The following is a 16,510-nucleotide window of genomic DNA, read 5'->3' as shown; positions in this document are numbered from 1 at the left end:
GGGTCGGCGAGTCAGTGAAGCCGACTCGATCGAGGTTCGTTTCAATCATGAGTTCGAGTGCCAACAGCGGTAACGACGGTCGTACCGATCGCCAACCAGCCAAGCGCGCGTTCGCCGAGGAGTTCGGAGACGCCAGCCAGATCTTCCAGGACGGTGACGACGAACGGTCACCGAAATTCGCAGTGTTGCCCACCGGAGAGAACGCGAACCGGGTGCTCGCGATGGGCACGCTGACCGAAACCGAGAACGTCGCCAACAGTAGCGACAGCGAGTATTGGCAGGGCCGCGTGGTCGATCCCACGGGGACGTTCTTCGTCTACGCCGGGCAGTATCAGCCCGAGGCGATGGCGGCGCTGCGGGGCATGGAGGCTCCGGAGTACGTCGCGATCGTGGGCAAGCCCCGAACGTATGAGGGCGACGACGGCGACATGCTCACGTCGATCACTCCCGAGTCGGTCACGAAGATCAGACAGGAAACGCGCGATCAGTGGGTCGTCGAGACTGCCGAGCAGACCCTCGACCGGATCAACGCGATGGAGGCCGACGAGGGCGAGGCCGCCGCACGCGCTCAGGAGGCCTACCCCGAGGCGGAAATGAGCGAATATCGTCAGGAGGTCGGAGAAGCGCTCGCACAGGTCGCCGGGATCGAACTCGAAAGCGAAGATGACTCGGAGGCCGACGAGTAGGCACGCAGTCGTTGGAGTTCTTTTTTTTGGTGTGTGACCTCTCGCGCCTTCGGCGCGACCTCCCCAGCCTCCTCCCTGCGGGGCGCACTGACGTGCGCCTCCTCAGTCGTCCCTCGCGCGCATTCTCCGTCCCTTCGGGCCGGATTCATCGCACGCGCCACCGTTAAGCTATTCCGGGCTACGCGCCCAGTGCAGCGCTCTCCACAGGGGGCTTCCACTCAACTCAACAACGGAGTGATTGTGATACATTGTTCTCGGTGTGTCCGCCACCCGTTTGTTTGCCCCAGAGGGGTGAGATGCTTGGAAATTCCCTTCGACACCCGCTCCGGACACTAAACCGGCTCCGAACCACGCTCGTTCATCGAACCATCACGGCGAATCTCGAACAGGCTCACGAACACGCTAGTAATGGCAACTACGAGGGATTCAAACGCCACTACGGTCACGCCGAACGGCTCGCCGAGCGCCATGCACCCGGTCGCGTCGACGACGTCGAGCGTGTCGTTGCCGCTGGTCCGGATCTGCTGGACGGATCCACCGAGATCGAACACCTTGATACCGAGTTCGCTCAGGTCCAGTAGCGCTTCTCTCTTTCTTTTTGCTGCCCCGCCGCTCGCGCCTTCGGCGCGTCCTCCCCAGCCGACTCACTCTCTCAGCACCGCCCGAGCGAGTCCCTCGCGCGCGTTTCTCGCACGCGCCACCGCTACAGCTTCAGCCTCCGACCACTAGAGATGCGGTGCAGTCAGCAGCGGATCCTACGGAAGCGGTGGGCGGAAGCAAGTACCGAGGTAGCGGTCAGGCGCTCGGTCGTGACTCAACAGCCCCGGATCGCAGCCACCGAACTACCCAGTACGCGAGCACCGCGTATCCGCCCCCAGTGATGGCTCCCGATAGCGAGAGATTCACCGCCGCTGCGACGGCGTACAGCGCAGCCAGCGGCGCGATCATTAGGAACACCGTTAGGTAGGTGACGATGAAGAAAAACCGAAGGTAGAACCAGACAAAGCCGACGAAAACCGCGAGATCGGCCAGCGGGCCGGAATTGAAGTGGTGGAACCACCCCTCCAGCAGCCTCCAGTACCAGCCACGATCCTCGTGTTGAGCGCGGAGGTCGTCTCGTTCGTCGGCACGGGACGCTTCGGCTATCTCGTCGATCCGAGAGCCTTGGCCCCACACCCACCTCGGATAGCCGCGTAGCAGCCCATGCTGGCTTGCCTCCGAGCGGAGGTCGCAAACCTGATCACGCAGCGAGAACGGCGACCCTCGCTCGAACTCCATACTGGAGTTCGTACTTACCGGCATGTTAACTCTGGCTACGTTGATCCGGTGCAGCAGTCGATTTCTTCACTCACAAGTAGTGATACTGTCGATCGGAACTCGTTACGTGCTGTTCTCATACTGTCGGACAGAGGTGCATGAATATCAGACGGCGGCGAATCGTCGGCGGCAGAGGGATATTCCGGCCGAACCCTCACGATAATTCTGTCCGACAGTATCAGTCACACCGAGGGACAGCGAAACGGTCCTGCAACAGTTAGCGGTAGATACTCCCGACCGACAATATGACTCCCCCGAGAGCCGCTAACACTGACGGGACGCTCATTAGCAGTACCGGCGGGAACACTACTCTGTTGTTAACTCAGCTGTTCTACTTGCTCAGAGAGATAGTGTTTGAGAGAGGCAACCGTTTCTGCCGAAACGGCCGACGCTCCGAAATCACTCCGATAGCCGTGCTTGAGGTCTTCACTTTCTAAAATCTCCAGTCCACGCTTGAGCTGCGCCCGAAGGGCATCCTCGTCGCCTCGACGCAGGTGAGGCGTTACAGTATCTATATCGATCTCTTCAGCGATCGCCAGGACATCCCTGAGGTCCGTCTCGCGTCCACTGTGGAGTTTCGCCGCCACGAGCACGGCCCCACCGATGACCCTGGCTGTCGTCGCTACCGTTCCACCGGTCACCTCTTGTTCCTGACTGTGATCGTGTAGGTAATCGAACGACCACTGGGCCTCAGTTTGACGACAGCCGAGCCCGTTCACCAACAAATCGAAGCCGATGGGCTGCTGGGGCGCAGTCGCTTTTCGTACTCGACCACCTCCGTATCGTAAAACCACTGTTTCGCGTGGCTGTCGGTTTCTTCGAACTCACGATCTTCGAGGAACGTCACGAACTCCGCTTTGGTGTCGGGTGCAACCACGATATCGAGATCTGTCGAGAAGCGCGTGTTGAATACTGAAACAGCATAGCCACCGACAAGGACGTACTGGTGGTCCGTCCTGGTGAGTTCCTCGAGGAGTTCGATGAGCGCGTCACTTCGATCGTGGAAACTCACGATTGAACCCGCTCAGTCTCTTGGTAAGCGACACCCAGATCGAGGTCCTCGTACATACGGTCGAGCATCGCGAGGGCCGACTGGAACTGTGCATAGTGCTCGCGCATATATTCGATCGTGTCGTCCCGTGGGATAACGGGATAGCCTTCGACGTGATCGATATCGAGTGATCGATGTGGGTCGAGAACGATCTGTAGTGGTTCTGTGAGTCTGTCTCGGGGCTGGCGCTCGAATGCGACTGGCAGGCCGAACGACTCGAAGAACTCCACCCAGTCGTCGACATCCTGTTCACGAACGGAGAGGAACAACGGGTAGTCCTCCGGAGCACGGCCGACCTGGTACCCACCTCGTGTCCACACGTAGACTGCGTCGATCCGAGTGAACCCGAACGGCCACTCGCCGAACTGTGGGATGACGTACGCCTCTTCTATCGATGGGGGACTGACGCCCGCGCTTGCAGCTACCAACTCGCACGCTGCATTACGTACCCGACTATCGACGACGGAGAGGCCATCATGGTAGTCGACGTAGCCTGCCGCTTCAAGTCGGTTGACGGCCTGTCTGACCGTCTCGTAGGGCCTTTGAAGGTGTTGAGCGACACGGTGAATCGAGTCGCCGCTCTCGATAGCAAGCAGAACTTGTGCCGTCACATCGTCGAGCACCTCGTACATCTGCCAATTACCAATAAATCAGTACCAGTTAAAAATCTTACTATCACTCCTATTTTGATACAGCGAGAGAATGCCGTCCTGAGGCCGCAGGCCGAAGGGCGGGCGTGAATCGTGTGCGCTGTCCCACGCACCGACACAACTGCCGGACCCGACACGATTGAGCTGTTTTGCGTGGTGAAGGAGAAGTACACCGACCACGCGGATATCCTCCCTAACTCGGTGTACCACACGAGTCGAGGGAGCAATACAGTGTTCGTGATGCAGGACCGGTTGTCTGCTGAGCAGGCGGTCGAACAGGGTGCGACACCGCTTGCCGACTCAGACACGAACTTTCGATTGTGGCTGGACGGTTCCAGAGTGGGTCGAGCGAATCATTCGGCCGTCCTACTGCTGCGTTCAGAAACCGTATCACCGTTACTCGCGCTTAGAGAGCTAAGGACGAGTAAATGCAAATTATTAGAGCCAATTCACTCTAAGGACATTCATCCGACAGTATCCATGCACGATATCGAAGAGAGTGAGTACGGGTGGAAAGCGAAGGTTGACGAAGAGCACAAAGAAATCCGGCTGGAGGGACTCGTCGACCGGCGGCGTCACTGAGCGCACCACAGACTCCCGCGACTGCTGAGATCGTGAGTATGATGGCCGGGATCAACGACGTACCGACACCCACGGACAGGATCTGGAGTTCACGATTAGGGCTGGATTCCTCACGAGGAGCTGACTCAACGGCTTCGGAAGCGTCGGACTGGCATCGATACTACCGCCAGTGGGAGACGTTAGTCGTGTTCAGCGCATTGGTCGCGTGATTGCCTTGATCTTCCCCGTCTGCTAGTGGTGTTGATATCGATCGTGGAGTTGTCCGCCTAGAGTCGGATCCCGCTCGGGATCATCTATCGACTTCACCGAGCACGATGTCGAGGCTTGCCAGGGAGGCGATTAGATCGGGGATGTACTCACCCTCCGCCATCTCTGGGAGAGCTTGAAGATTCGAGAATGCCGGACTGCGAATCTTGAACCGAGCGGGTTTGTCGGTACCGTCGCTCCGGATGTAGATCCCGAGTTCGCCNATTCGAGAATGCCGGACTGCGAATCTTGAACCGAGCGGGTTTGTCGGTACCGTCGCTCCGGATGTAGATCCCGAGTTCGCCCTTCGCGCCCTCGACCGCACGGTAGATCTCGGCGTCCTCGTCCGGCCGGAGCGTCCGGGGGACGTTCGACTGGATCTCGCGGTCGTCTTCGGGCCAATCTTCGAGCAAGTCGACGCACTGGTCGATGACACGCGCGGACTGTTCGACCTCCTGGAGCCGACAGAGCACGCGGGCGTAGTTGTCTCCCTCCTTTGCAGTCACCACATTCCAGTCGAGTTCTTCGTAGTAGCCGTAGGGATCGTCGCGTCGGAGATCGTAATCGACGCCCGAGGCACGCGCCACGGGACCGGTACAGCCGTACTGCTTCACGGTCTCGGCGTCGAGCACGCCCGTGTCGACACAGCGGAGCTGGAAGATTTCGTTCGAGGTCAGCAGATCGTGGTATTCGTCGAGCTTCTCGGGGAGGCCGTCGAGGAAATCTCGAATCTTCTCGAAGAACTCCTCACGGGGTTCGGGCAGGTCCCACGCCACCCCACCGAGCCGCATGTAGTTGAACATCAGCCGCTGGCCCGTGAGGTCTTCGAGAATGTTCTCGATCACTTCCCGATCGCGGAACGTGTACATGAACGTCGCGGTGAACTCGCCGTAGACGTCGAGCGCGAACGTACCGAGTGCGAGCATGTGGGCCGCGATTCGGCAGAATTCCGCCGACATCGTCCGAATGACCTGGGCGTACTCCGGCACGTCGAGACCCGCGAGGTCCTCGGCAGTCCGGGCGTAAGCCCACTCGTTCAGGATACCCGCCGAGACGTAGTCCCACCGGTCGGGGTACGGCATGATCTCGTGGCGGTACTTCCCGTTCTGGGCCATCTGCTCCTCACACCGGTGGAGGTAGCCGATGTCGGGATCGACGTGGGCGACCTGCTCGCCGCTGAGCACCGTTTCAATGTGGAGCACGCCGTGGGNAGGTAGCCGATGTCGGGATCGACGTGGGCGACCTGCTCGCCGCTGAGCACCGTTTCAATGTGGAGCACGCCGTGGGTCGCGGGGTGGTGCGGCCCGATGTTGAGGAACATCGTGTCCGAGCCGTCCTCGCTGTGGTCGTCGGCGATCGGGTTGGCGTGTGATTCGAGGGTGACGACCTGGGGCTTGTCCTGGTTGTAGTCGAGCCCCATCGGATGCCCCTGCCACGTTTCGGGCAGCAGGATCCGCCGGAGATCGGGGTGGTCGTCGTACTCGATCCCCACGAGGTCGTACGCCTCGCGCTCGTGCCAGTCAGCCGTTCGGTAGACCGGTTCCGCGCTCTGGCTCACGGGGTTCTCCCGGGAGGTCGGTACGACGACCGAGACCTCCTGGGTGGGATCCTCGTACTTCTTCAGGTGGTAGATCGATTCGAAGCGGTCCTCGTACTCCTGAGCGGAGACGTTCGAACAGTGATCGAACCCCGCTTCGTCGCGCAGCACGAACAGTGCGTCTTGGACCTCATCGGGTCGTACTATGAACGCCTCTGCGTTTCGGTGGGTCTCCCGGCCGACCACCGTGTCGCCGAGGAGATCCGCGAGCGCGTCGTAGTCGAGGCCGTCGTCGGTGACACCAACCGCTTGGGTCTTATCGCGTGGTTTTTCGAGGCTCATGGCGAATCGTTCCAGTTGTATGTATTACGAGGGTGTCCTCGTCGATGTTGTCGGCGAACTCCGCAACTTCGAGTTAGTGCAATTTAAACATTGTGTGGGGTGTTCTCACCTTCCTCGATGCAATCGGGACCTATGTCGTCCGCCGCCAATCCATTACAGGTGCGCTCCCCAAGAAACGACAGGAGAGCTGGCATCGCATCGGTAATGTCGGGAGGAATATTGACGGTCAGTACAGCCGTCGGGAATGCGTGTAAGGTACTGGTGAACACTACCATCAGTTTGCTCTTGTCGGCTCCGTTGAACGAGTCAACACTCGTATTGGCGAGTTGTGAGGGCCAGTGTCGAAATCACCGTTAAATACGTTGCTAGCGGTATGGAGTGGATTCTCAATTGAATCGCTGACCGGAACAGATACTTGACCGTCCCCGCCTCTTGGCCAGCCATGAATTTCGCTAACCAGACCATCAACGAATTCCTCGGAAATGTTGCGGCGAGCACCGTAACGCCAAGCGGTGGGGCAGTCGCTGCCATCGGTGGTGCTTCCGGAGCGGCGCTTTGTGAGATGGTCTGTATCCACACGATTGAAAAGGATGATTACGCTGACGTTCGCCCCGAGCTAACCGACATACGTAATGAATTAAGGAATCACCGGGATCGCCTGTTGGAGCTCGCAGATGAGGACTCAATAGCTGTCAACGAGTTGCAGGCCGCGTTCGAAACGTCCAGCGACGAGAACCGCACTGAACTGGTTCAAGAGAAATCACGACGCACTACCGAAGTCCCGCTCCAGATAGCTGAGGTCTGTCTTGAGGTCCTCGAACATGCGAGAGTAGTGACGTCGAAGGGAAACCGGAATGCTCTCGCCGACGCTGGAACAGGAGTGTTTCTCGCTCACTCAGCCCTGAAGGCATCAGTATACACTGCAGAGAGCAACCTGGAGTTGATAGAGGATCCGACCGTCGTCACGGAAGCTGAGGAGCGTGGGGCCAAGATCGAGAGGAGGGCCGATGAACTACTGGAACAGGTGAAAGCAAACGTTGAGGAGACTGTTTGACCGGTTTCCTTTGCTTTTAGAACCGAGAGCATGGCCATCGAGCGCTTGAATTTTTATGGAGCGATACCATGGACTCGATATGGGCGAACGCACATGCTATCTGGCTATCTGTCCTGAGTGCGACCTCCGGGTATCGGTTGCTGACGAAACGTGTCCCGAGTGTGGAACAGAACTCGATACTGAGGAGTAGCGATCCGATTCCGGTGTTTATTTCGGCACTCGGTTTCCGGTATCGCGAGCGAGCAACACACCAATCTGTTGCCGTCACTACCAGACCTCTCGCAGCTCGATCATAAGGAGAGCGTCGGAGCACGTATCTCTTGAAACCTCATCTCCCTTGTGGAAGGTATAGATACTGTGTCTGCGAAGAGTCTCGTAAGGATGCTATACACTCTCGACAGTACGTGTAGAATTTTTCATTAGCAGAACCACAACTTGGACATGCTATGAGGCCAGATTCCTGGGATGGATTTTTACTAGGTGAGTCAGCACCAGTATTGGATACGGACCCCATACCAAGCTATTTGATGTTTGTGAACATACCACTTTCGCCAGTATTTTGAATATAACCGGGCACACGCTCTTAGAAAAATGGCATCTTCAACAAGCACATTGGCGACGGCTCGCGTGCTTCTCGTTGGAACAACTAATTGGGTCCCTCAACTTGAGGATGTGCTTGAAGACCGTAAGCGAGCAGTAGTCCGGACAGAACGACCTTCGGTTATCGGGACTGGTTCTCCTTAGCTCCACTTTCTGTATCATCTCCACCATCGGCAATGGCTGTCTCCGTCCGTCGCTCATGCCACTGCCACTCGTGGGTGAACTGACCGGTCTCTTTCAGGCTCCATGGATCGACGTCCTCCATCGAGGGGGCTTCGTACCACGACTGGACGAAGTTCCAAATCCAAATGACCTGACCGACGAAGATGATCAGCGCGCCGAGGGTCGCGAGCTGGTGGAAAACGGTGATGATGTTCACCGGTCCGATCGGGAAATCGTACGTCGCGTACCGGCGAGGCATCCCGAGATAGCCGAGGTACAACATCGCGAAGAATGTGAGATTGGTCCCGATCATCGAGAGCCAGAAATGAGCCTTCGCTAGTTTTCTCTGATACATCTTCCCTGTAAAGATCGGATACCAGTAGTATAGTCCGGCGAACACCGCAAAGCCGATCGCCCCCATCACGATGTAGTGGAAGTGACCGACCACGTAGTAGGTGTCGTGGAGGACGAGGTTCACCGGGATCGCAGCGAGGAACACGCCAGTCACGCCGCCGATGATGAAGTTCGAAACGAATCCAATACAGAACAGCATCGGTGCGGTCAGTTTGACGTTACCACCCCACATCGTCGTGGTCCAGTTGAACGTCTTAACCGCACTCGGGATCGCAATTGCCAGTGACACGGCCATGAAACTCGCCCGGATTCGCGGGTCGATCCCGGTCGCGAACATGTGGTGGGCCCAGACGCCAAAGGAGAGCACCCCGATCGCGAGCGTTGAGTAGACCACGAACTTAAATCCGAATAGTTTTCGCCCCGAGAACTTCGGCAGTATCAGGCTGACGAGCCCCATGGGCGGCAAGACGAGGATGTACACCTCAGGGTGGCCGAAGAACCAAAACAGGTGCTGCCAGAGGATCGGGCCGCCACCCTCCCCGGCCGCAAAGAAGGTCGTCGCGAAGTTGCGGTCGAGCAGCAGCATGATGATCGCGCTGCCGAGCAGCGGGAACGCGAACAGAATCAACCCGGACTGAGTCAGCATGGTCCACGAAAACATATCGAGGTTTGCCCAGTTGACGTCGGGACCGCGCTCGGTGAAGATGGTGGCGATGAAGTTGATCGCGCCCATCGTGGCCGAGACGCCGGTGAGATGGAGCCCGAGCAGCATGAAGTCGACCCCGACATTCGCCTGGGTGCCGCTGCCGACGCCCGCCGCCAGCGGGGTGTACATCGTCCACGCGGTCTGTGCCGGAACGATGTCAAGGCTCGCGATCGGGGCCGTAAAGAATCCGCCCCAGATCAAAAGCGCGCCGGGCGGTAGCAGCCAGAACGCGATGGCGTTGATCCGCGGAAATGCCATGTCGTCTGCGCCGATCAGGAGGGGGACGAAGTAGTTCCCGAACGCCGCGAGCACGGGTGTCCCGAACAGGAACAGCATCGTGATACCGTGGCTCGTCAACAGCGAGTTGTAGAACTCCGCGCCGATGACGTCGGTGGCGGGCGCGATGAGCTCCGCTCGCATCAGCATGACCATGATCCCGCCGACAGAGAACGCGATGACTGCGTAGGCTCCGTACAGCATTCCGATGTCCTTGTGATCGACCGTCGTGAACCATCGAATGATCCCACCGGGCTTTTCCTCATGAGCATAGCCACTCTCTTCACTAATAGCTCCGCTCCCGCCCGCAAGCGGCGTGTACGACCGCCAGTCCTCAATCCGGGTGAGCCAGATCACTACGCCTAACAGGACCACGCCCATGAGTACCGTTGGCGCGATTTGGGCCGTAATTGCCGCCATACGTGTCCTGTTTCTAAGGGAACCTGATAATAGTTATTGGGAACATATTCGGTCGTAGCTCTGCTGTCTCTTGATCCACGGCGGAACACCAGATTGCTCTTCGTTGAGTCATATCGAACGTGTTCGGAAACAGAGCAAGGTGAGTCGCCGCCGTAGTCGGGACGTATGAGCGTGATTCCGGGTGGTCTCGACACAGGCCAACAGCCGCCGATGACGGTCCCAATGCGCCACTTCGTCGTCGGATTCTGTTTCCTCCTTGGGGGCGCGGTGTTCGGGCTGGGAAACACGCTCGGCCTCGTTTCCGGATTAGCGACGCTATCGCACGTTCACTTACTCCTCGCGGGTTGGGTCTGTATCACGATCATGGGGGCGATGACGCAGTTCGTGCCCGTCTGGTCCGGCGTCGAACTACATTCGCGTCGATTTGCTGTCGTCCAGCTGTGGCTCGTCACGATCGGTCTCGTTGGGTTCGTGGCGATGCTCCTCATTCGTGATCTCCGATTACTGCCTCTGTTCGGCGCGGTCATGCTCATCGGATTCTGGGTGTTCGTCTACAATCTCTCGCGTACGCTGGTGACCGCCCGCCCGCTTGATGTGACTGAACGCCACTTTGGGCTCTCGCTCTGCTTTTTCGTTCTACTGACGGTCCTCGGTCTGCTGTTGGCGGTCGATTTCACCTATCCGGTGTTCGCGCCGCTGTCGATACCGCGCGAACGCATCGTCATGACGCACGCAACACTTGCGGTCTTCGGCGCGGTCCTCACGACCATCCTTGGAGCGCTCTATCAGCTTGGGACGATGTTCACCCAGACCAGCCTTCACGGTATCGACAGCCACCTCCGTCGGTTCGAGACGGTCGCCTATCCGGTCGGTGTGGTGACGCTCGCACTGGGTCGACTCTTGGCGATTCACTCTATCGCTCAGGTTGGCGGCTTGCTTGTTATTGCGAGCCTTCTCGGATTCAGCGTGATCCTCGCTCGTCGTCTGTACGAGACGCAAGTCGATTGGACACCGATGCTGTCTCGATATGCTGTCGTCGTCCCTGCGATGATACTCTGGGCAGTCCTCACAACACCAACATGGTTCGTCGATCCTCTCACACGCTCATCGTTGTTCGGCGCACCTGGAGCCGTCCATCTGCTCGTTCTCGGCATCATCGGCTTCGTCGTACTGGGAACGCTCTATCATATCGTCCCGTTCATCATCTGGGTGCATCGCTACAGCGATCTGCTCGGCTACGAAAAAGTACCGATGATCGATGATCTCTACAATGCGCGTATCGCGGCCGTCGATTTTATCGCAGTGTTTCTCGGCACGGTGCTGATCGTTCTCACCGAGTGGTTCGCGCTCCCGAGCATCGCTCTGCCCGTCAGCGGACTCTCGGTCCTCGCTGGATGTTGTCTATTCGTCGCCAACATGTTGCTGGTCATTCACACCCATAGCCCGCACGGGCTGCGGGGAATACTCGTTTCGAGGCTCGCAGCATCCAACCAGCGACGTATCTCTGAATCACAGGAACCACCATCAGATAGACGGTAACGCGCCTGCACCGATCATGTTCGGGGAAACGTGAACATTCATACTCGGCGTCTGTTCAAGTGAACCGATTACCGATGACAGCAACCACGCCTCCCGAATCCACGACCAAGCCGGAGATCACGCGCCTCGATACGTTAGAGAAGACGCCCCACGCAGAGGTGTTCGACCACCACACGCCTCGAACCGTCCGGCTAATGCTCGATGCCGGACAGCAGATGCCCCCGCATCGACATCCGGGCACCGATATCGTGCTTCATGTACTCACTGGCGAACTCGACCTCGTGCTCGATGAGGACACTTATGCGCTCGCTCCGGGCGATCTGATACGGTTCAGCGGTGAATGCGAGATCTCACCGTGCGCTATCGAGGATAGTGTTGCGGTGGTCGTTTTCTCACCATCCGAATGACAGGAATCGGTCTCGATCCCCTCCAATATCGAATATTGGATTCGCTACTTGGGATTCTCGGCAGATGAGAATTAGCACACTATTTAGCTCGATGGGTGTGTACTGTCTCATATGAAGCAACGGCCGTCGAAAGGTGTGATTTCCGGGGTACTACTCGGACTGTGCAGTCTCATTGCGACCAGCAAAACGGCACGAGCGCACGTGAAATACGTGACTGAAGGTGGTGATCCGATTGACGCCGTACATTTTCTGAGTGAGGCGCTGTCGGAGCCGACGACTGCGTTCGTTCTCGTCGGGAGTGCAATAGCGGTCGTCGCAGTGATAGCGGTCTATCTGCACTTTCGACCGGCGGCCCGTGACATCACTCTCTTCCGAAACACGTTGTCGGAGTACAAGGATCTCCTACCGTGGCTCCTGCGGTTGAGTATCGGACTACCGCTTGTGGGCGCGGGCTTCGCCGGATATTTTTTCACTCCGGTCGTGGCTACTCCGACTCGTCTTTTCGAGGTGGCAGTCGGCTTTCTGCTCCTTTTCGGACTCGCCACGCGGTTCGTGGCCGGAGTGGGCTTTCTCGGGTATCTCGTCGGATTGGTCTTCCATCCCGAACTGCTGCTGGCCGCCGAGTACGTGCCGGGATTCATCGCAATCATCCTGCTTGGCGGTGGACGACCGAGTGCCGATCACGTGTTGGCACGGATTGCGGCGACTGACGGAACGCTCTATGCCAGAATTGATCCGATCTACCGTCGTCTTTCGATCCCGTTCGCGCGTATGGTTGAGCCGTATACGCTGTATGTGCCAACGGTACTCCGGGCTGGACTCGGGTTTACGTTCTTCTATCTCGGGTTCACGCAGAAGTTGATGAACCCCGGCGATGCCCTCGCGGTGGTCGCCCAGTATGACCTCACGGCGGTCGTCCCGGTTTCGCCCGAATTGTGGGTTCTCGGTGCCGGTCTCGTAGAGATGGCCATTGGAGTAACACTCCTCTTCGGTGTGTTCACCCGTGCGTCTGCTGGGGTTGCGTTCGTCATGTTCACCACGACACTGTTCGGGCTCCCGAATGACCCGGTGCTCGCCCACATCTCGCTGTTCGGGCTCGTCTCGGTGTTGCTGGTGACGGGTTCCGGTCCGTTTGCACTCGATGAGTGGATGGAGACCAGCGAGGTGGAGACACAAGCAGCGCCTGCCGATTAGTGGCTGTTTGAGTTTCGAATCACAAGTTCACAAAGGTATAGAGTCGAAGTATTGCAAGAGGAAGGGCATTGAAGAACAAGCCCGTAGTTACTACTGTTAGCGACACTACGAAAAGCACAACTCGATAGTCGGGGGAGAGCTGTACGAATTGCTCGCGGACGATAATGTAGGCCGTAGAGAGCCTTGCTGGAGTGAACGAAGCGGTTTGTGTGGTCGTATCATTTCAATTTAAGTTGAGCAGCATGTCGACATCGAGATGGTCTGTGAGCAGCGACCGCATCCGCTCGACGGTGTCAGCGCTCCGTGCTGGGCCGGAGTCGATGGCGTCCTCAGCACGGTCGACAGCCGTGATCGTATCGGATGGGACGAGCAGTACCGGCACACTGGCCTTTTCTGCGCGACCGAGAACTGCCTGTGGGGGGCTGTGACCGCCGGTGAGAAGCAGGCAGGCGACGCCAGACGCCTGCAGTGCTGCGGTCTGAATCTCGGGCCGGTCGCCGCCAGTGATCATCGCGGCCGAGCGTGTGCGCCGGAACTGCCCGAGGGCAGCTTCGGGACCCATCGCACCGACGGTGACCCGTTCGATAAGTCCATCGAGGGAGGTCTCGTCAGTGAGCACTCGTGCCCCGAGTTCGTCGGCGAGGTCTGCCACCGTGATGCCCGCGAGTTCACGCTGGTGGGGCACCACCCCAAGTATCGGTATCCCCCGATCTTCGAGAAAGGGGATGACGTCGGTCGTCACGTCTTCGTAGTCGTCGTCCGACACGCCATTGAACAGCACACCGTCCACCTCACCGAGCTGCTGGATCGCCGCGAGGAGGTCGTCCACATCGCCGGGCTCGTCGTAGTGCGCGATGAGTACCACTCGTGCATCGAGTAAATCTGCGACTGCTCGGTCGGTGAGATCGATGATTCCTCCTGTCGAGAGTCGGTTCCCTCCCTCTACCACTATCAGATCGCGATCGTCGGCAAGGCCATGATAGCTCGTTGTGACGCGCTCACGCAATTCTTCGGAATCGGCTTGCCCTCGAAGTGCACTCTCTATGAGCGTCTGTGAGTATACCACCGGTTCCAATTCGTGAACCTCGGCGTCGAGATCGAGTAATTCACGCGCGAGCAGCGGATCCTCGTCGAGGGTCTTCCCGACGTTACTTTGTAGACGCGTGCCTTTCGGTTTCATGTAGCCAGTGTTCACGCCTCTCTCGTCGGCGGTGCGCGCGACCGCGAGCGCGATGGCAGTCTTACCGGTGCTTTCGTCGGTCGAGGTGAACAGTATCGGGTTCATGGGTCGAGTTCCTCCGAGTCGATAGTCGCCGCGAGATCCACCGCCACGACTCCTTCAGGCGTGGCAACGAGCGGGTTGATATCGAGTTCGAGAAGGACAGGGAAATCAGTAACCAACTGCGAAACTCGCTGGAGTGTTTCAACGAGTGCCGTCTCGTCGACGGGATCGCGCCCCCGAGCTCCGCGGAGCAACGGCGCGGCATCGATCTCATCAACCATCGCTGCGGTCATCGGTTCACTCACGGGTGCGACCCTGACGGCGACGTCTTCGAGAGTCTCGACGAAGATCCCCCCGAGACCGAATAGCAACAGGGGACCGAACTGTGGGTCGCGGTTCATTCCCACGATAGTTTCGGTTCCGGTGTCAAGGTCGACCTGTTCTTGGAGTTGGACGCCGAGTAAGGTAGCGTTCGGCTGGTAGTTCTTCGCGCGAGCAATGAGATCTTCATAGGCGTCAGCCACCTCACTGTCAGAGACACCGACACGGACGCCGCCGATGTCGGATTTGTGCTGAATATCCGGACTGGCGATCTTCATGACGACGTCGCCATCGATGTCGGTCGCGAGACGCTCGGCCTCAGTCGGGGTGTCCACGACTGCCCCTTGCGGCGTCGGAATACCGTAGGCATCGAGCAAATCCATCGCTTCGACGCCGAGCGTATTCGAGGGGCGTTCAGCCGTCTTCTGGATGATATCTCGAGCCCGCTCGTGATCAACGTCGAACGACGCTGGAGCTTCGTACTCGCGGGTCGAAATTTCCCTGTAGCGCGCAAGTGAAGCGAGGCCCGTGACCGCCCGTGATGGATCGAAATAGGTTGGAATGCCAGCGTCGTCGAGGATATCGCGTGCTTCGTGCGTTGACTCCCCACCCATCAGACAGGCAGCCACCGGAAGGTCATGCTCGGCCTGTGTCGTGCTCGTGATTTCAGCGAGTTCTTCGAAGGAGAGTACCGCCGTCGGACAAGCGAGCACGAGTGCTGCGCCGACGTTTGCATCGGAGAGCGCCATATCGAGCGCGTCGCTGAAGCGCTCGGCTGCTGCGTCACCAAGGACATCCACTGGATTGTAGATATTCGCTTCTTCTGGGAGGACCTCCTCGAACGATCTGAGCGTGTCGTCAGCGAATGAGGCCAATTCCAATTGGGAGTCACCGACCGCATCGGTGGCCAGCACCCCCGGTCCTCCCGCGTTTGTGATGACGGCAACCGCCTCGTTCTCCGGGAGTGGCTGACCATCAAGCATACTCGCAGCGTCGAACAACTCTTCGACTGTCTCCGCGCGAATAACACCCGCCTGTTCGAGACCTGCCTCGTACGCGCGCTCGCTGCCAGCGATCGCCCCCGTGTGCGAGGAGGCTGCCTGTGCGCCCGCCTCCGTCCGACCGGATTTCACGACCACGATCGGCGTTTCCTGAGTGACCTCCTGTGCTGTCTCGATGAATGCACCGCCGTCCGCGATATCTTCCAGATAACCGATAATGACATCGGTGTTGTAGCTCTCGCCCCATGCCTCGACGAAATCGCGTTCGTCGAGGACGGCCTTGTTGCCGAGCGAAACCACGTCGCGAAAACCGATGTCGCGGTCATTCGCCCAGTCCAGCACTGCAGTGATGAACGCACCCGACTGACTCATGAAGGAGATCGAGCCGTCTCGAGCGCTCTCGGGCCCAAATGTCGCGTTCATGCCCACCGAGGTGCTCATCACGCCAACGCTGTTCGGTCCAACGAGATTCAGGCCATACTCGCTGGCCGTCTCGCGGAGTTTGCGTTCGCGAGTGGCTCCCTTGCTGCCCGCCTCACCGAAGCCAGCAGTGAGCACGACGACGTTCTCGATGCCAGCCGCCCCCGCATCACGGACGACCTCGACAGCGACAGCGGCTGGTACGACTACTACCGCGAGGTCCACAGGATCGGGAACCGAGCCGAGGTCGGGATAGCACTCGTGGTCGAATACTGTCTCCTTGTTCGGGTTGACGGGTACCACCTCCCCGTCGAATTCGAGTAAATTGGCGGTGACCGCCCGCCCGACCGAGCCTTCACGCTCGGTTGCACCGACGACGGCCACGGTCGAAGGCGCGAATAGCTCCGAGAGATCACCCATCGG

13 protein-coding genes and 2 pseudogenes are annotated in these 16,510 nt (G+C 58.7%); 5 read left to right on the top strand and 10 right to left on the bottom strand.

The window, feature by feature from the left end; genetic code table 11:
• Positions 1-47 precede the first annotated feature (47 nt).
• Positions 48-686: a hypothetical protein gene (locus tag C450_RS18840; protein ID WP_005046309.1), complete on the top strand. Its 639-nt coding sequence runs from the start codon at positions 48-50 to the stop codon at positions 684-686.
• Between the two features lie 332 nt (positions 687-1,018).
• Here C450_RS18840 and C450_RS22190 read toward each other — a convergent pair whose 3' ends face one another.
• From C450_RS22190 to C450_RS18810, 6 genes and pseudogenes are all read right to left on the bottom strand, one after another.
• Positions 1,019-1,237 carry a hypothetical protein gene (locus tag C450_RS22190; protein WP_005046307.1) on the bottom strand — a complete coding sequence of 73 codons (219 nt, stop codon included), beginning with the start codon at positions 1,235-1,237 and terminating at the stop codon, positions 1,019-1,021.
• A gap of 244 nt (positions 1,238-1,481) precedes the next feature.
• Positions 1,482-1,964, bottom strand: coding sequence for a hypothetical protein (locus tag C450_RS18830; RefSeq protein WP_005046305.1), 483 nt, complete (start codon positions 1,962-1,964; stop codon positions 1,482-1,484).
• A gap of 356 nt (positions 1,965-2,320) precedes the next feature.
• Positions 2,321-3,015: pseudogene (locus tag C450_RS18825) on the bottom strand (nucleotidyltransferase domain-containing protein).
• Positions 3,012-3,686: a helix-turn-helix domain-containing protein gene (locus C450_RS18820; RefSeq protein WP_005046304.1), complete on the bottom strand. Its 675-nt coding sequence runs from the start codon at positions 3,684-3,686 to the stop codon at positions 3,012-3,014. Before C450_RS18820 ends, C450_RS18825 begins: the two are co-directional and overlap by 4 nt.
• An 889-nt stretch (positions 3,687-4,575) precedes the next feature.
• Entirely contained in the window at positions 4,576-4,857 is a 282-nt protein-coding gene (locus C450_RS23755; protein ID WP_449271555.1) for an NADH-quinone oxidoreductase subunit D-related protein, read from the bottom strand.
• Positions 4,748-6,411 (bottom strand): annotated as a pseudogene (locus C450_RS18810) (NADH-quinone oxidoreductase subunit D-related protein); the annotation flags it as partial. The pseudogene C450_RS18810 and the gene C450_RS23755, both read right to left, overlap by 110 nt.
• 442 nt (positions 6,412-6,853) lie before the next feature.
• Between C450_RS18810 and C450_RS18800 the strand changes: the two are divergent.
• Entirely contained in the window at positions 6,854-7,465 is a 612-nt protein-coding gene (locus C450_RS18800; protein WP_005046297.1) for a cyclodeaminase/cyclohydrolase family protein, read from the top strand.
• Between the two features lie 328 nt (positions 7,466-7,793).
• Here the strand turns inward: C450_RS18800 and C450_RS23750 are convergent, their stop codons facing one another.
• Both C450_RS23750 and C450_RS18795 read right to left on the bottom strand, forming a co-directional pair.
• Positions 7,794-7,979, bottom strand: a complete 186-nt coding sequence (locus tag C450_RS23750) for a DUF7577 domain-containing protein (protein ID WP_440717436.1) — start codon at positions 7,977-7,979, stop codon at positions 7,794-7,796.
• 207 nt (positions 7,980-8,186) lie between these two features.
• Positions 8,187-9,944, bottom strand: coding sequence for a cbb3-type cytochrome c oxidase subunit I (locus tag C450_RS18795; protein WP_005046295.1), 1,758 nt, complete (start codon positions 9,942-9,944; stop codon positions 8,187-8,189).
• A 204-nt stretch (positions 9,945-10,148) separates the two neighbouring features.
• Here C450_RS18795 and C450_RS18790 point away from each other — a divergent pair, with 204 nt between their 5' ends.
• From C450_RS18790 to C450_RS18780, 3 genes are all read left to right on the top strand, one after another.
• A complete protein-coding gene (locus tag C450_RS18790) occupies positions 10,149-11,522 on the top strand; it encodes a hypothetical protein (protein WP_005046293.1) in 1,374 nt (457 codons plus the stop codon).
• Positions 11,523-11,596: 74 nt separating this feature from the next.
• Positions 11,597-11,929 (top strand): cupin domain-containing protein, encoded by a 333-nt coding sequence (locus tag C450_RS18785; RefSeq protein ID WP_005046290.1) that lies wholly within the window; start codon positions 11,597-11,599, stop codon positions 11,927-11,929.
• 111 nt (positions 11,930-12,040) lie between these two features.
• On the top strand, positions 12,041-13,123 hold the full coding sequence (locus tag C450_RS18780; RefSeq protein WP_049910445.1) for a DoxX family protein: 1,083 nt from the start codon (positions 12,041-12,043) through the stop codon (positions 13,121-13,123).
• Between the two features lie 223 nt (positions 13,124-13,346).
• Here the strand turns inward: C450_RS18780 and C450_RS18775 are convergent, their stop codons facing one another.
• The gene (locus C450_RS18775; RefSeq protein WP_005046287.1) at positions 13,347-14,408 is read right to left on the bottom strand and encodes a phosphotransacetylase family protein; all 1,062 of its coding nucleotides are present in this window, start codon (positions 14,406-14,408) and stop codon (positions 13,347-13,349) included.
• Positions 14,405-16,507 (bottom strand): acetate--CoA ligase family protein, encoded by a 2,103-nt coding sequence (locus C450_RS18770; protein WP_005046286.1) that lies wholly within the window; start codon positions 16,505-16,507, stop codon positions 14,405-14,407. The genes C450_RS18775 and C450_RS18770 overlap by 4 nt, the downstream gene beginning before the upstream one ends.
• Positions 16,508-16,510 lie beyond the last annotated feature (3 nt).

Source organism: Halococcus salifodinae DSM 8989, assembly GCF_000336935.1.
Lineage (GTDB): Archaea > Halobacteriota > Halobacteria > Halobacteriales > Halococcaceae > Halococcus > Halococcus salifodinae.
Note: the sequence above shows the minus strand (reverse complement) of the source record. Positions and strands in the feature narration are given on the sequence as shown.

Coding starts and splice junctions, on each gene's coding strand:
- C450_RS18790 (WP_005046293.1), top strand. CDS start 10,149: ATGAGCGTGATTCCGGGTGGTCTCGACACAGGCCAACAGCCGCCGATG.
- C450_RS18770 (WP_005046286.1), bottom strand. CDS start 16,507: ATGGGTGATCTCTCGGAGCTATTCGCGCCTTCGACCGTGGCCGTCGTC.
- C450_RS18775 (WP_005046287.1), bottom strand. CDS start 14,408: ATGAACCCGATACTGTTCACCTCGACCGACGAAAGCACCGGTAAGACT.
- C450_RS18800 (WP_005046297.1), top strand. CDS start 6,854: ATGAATTTCGCTAACCAGACCATCAACGAATTCCTCGGAAATGTTGCG.
- C450_RS18820 (WP_005046304.1), bottom strand. CDS start 3,686: ATGTACGAGGTGCTCGACGATGTGACGGCACAAGTTCTGCTTGCTATC.
- C450_RS23750 (WP_440717436.1), bottom strand. CDS start 7,979: ATGGGGTCCGTATCCAATACTGGTGCTGACTCACCTAGTAAAAATCCA.
- C450_RS18840 (WP_005046309.1), top strand. CDS start 48: ATGAGTTCGAGTGCCAACAGCGGTAACGACGGTCGTACCGATCGCCAA.
- C450_RS18785 (WP_005046290.1), top strand. CDS start 11,597: ATGACAGCAACCACGCCTCCCGAATCCACGACCAAGCCGGAGATCACG.
- C450_RS18830 (WP_005046305.1), bottom strand. CDS start 1,964: ATGGAGTTCGAGCGAGGGTCGCCGTTCTCGCTGCGTGATCAGGTTTGC.
- C450_RS18780 (WP_049910445.1), top strand. CDS start 12,041: ATGAAGCAACGGCCGTCGAAAGGTGTGATTTCCGGGGTACTACTCGGA.
- C450_RS18795 (WP_005046295.1), bottom strand. CDS start 9,944: ATGGGCGTGGTCCTGTTAGGCGTAGTGATCTGGCTCACCCGGATTGAG.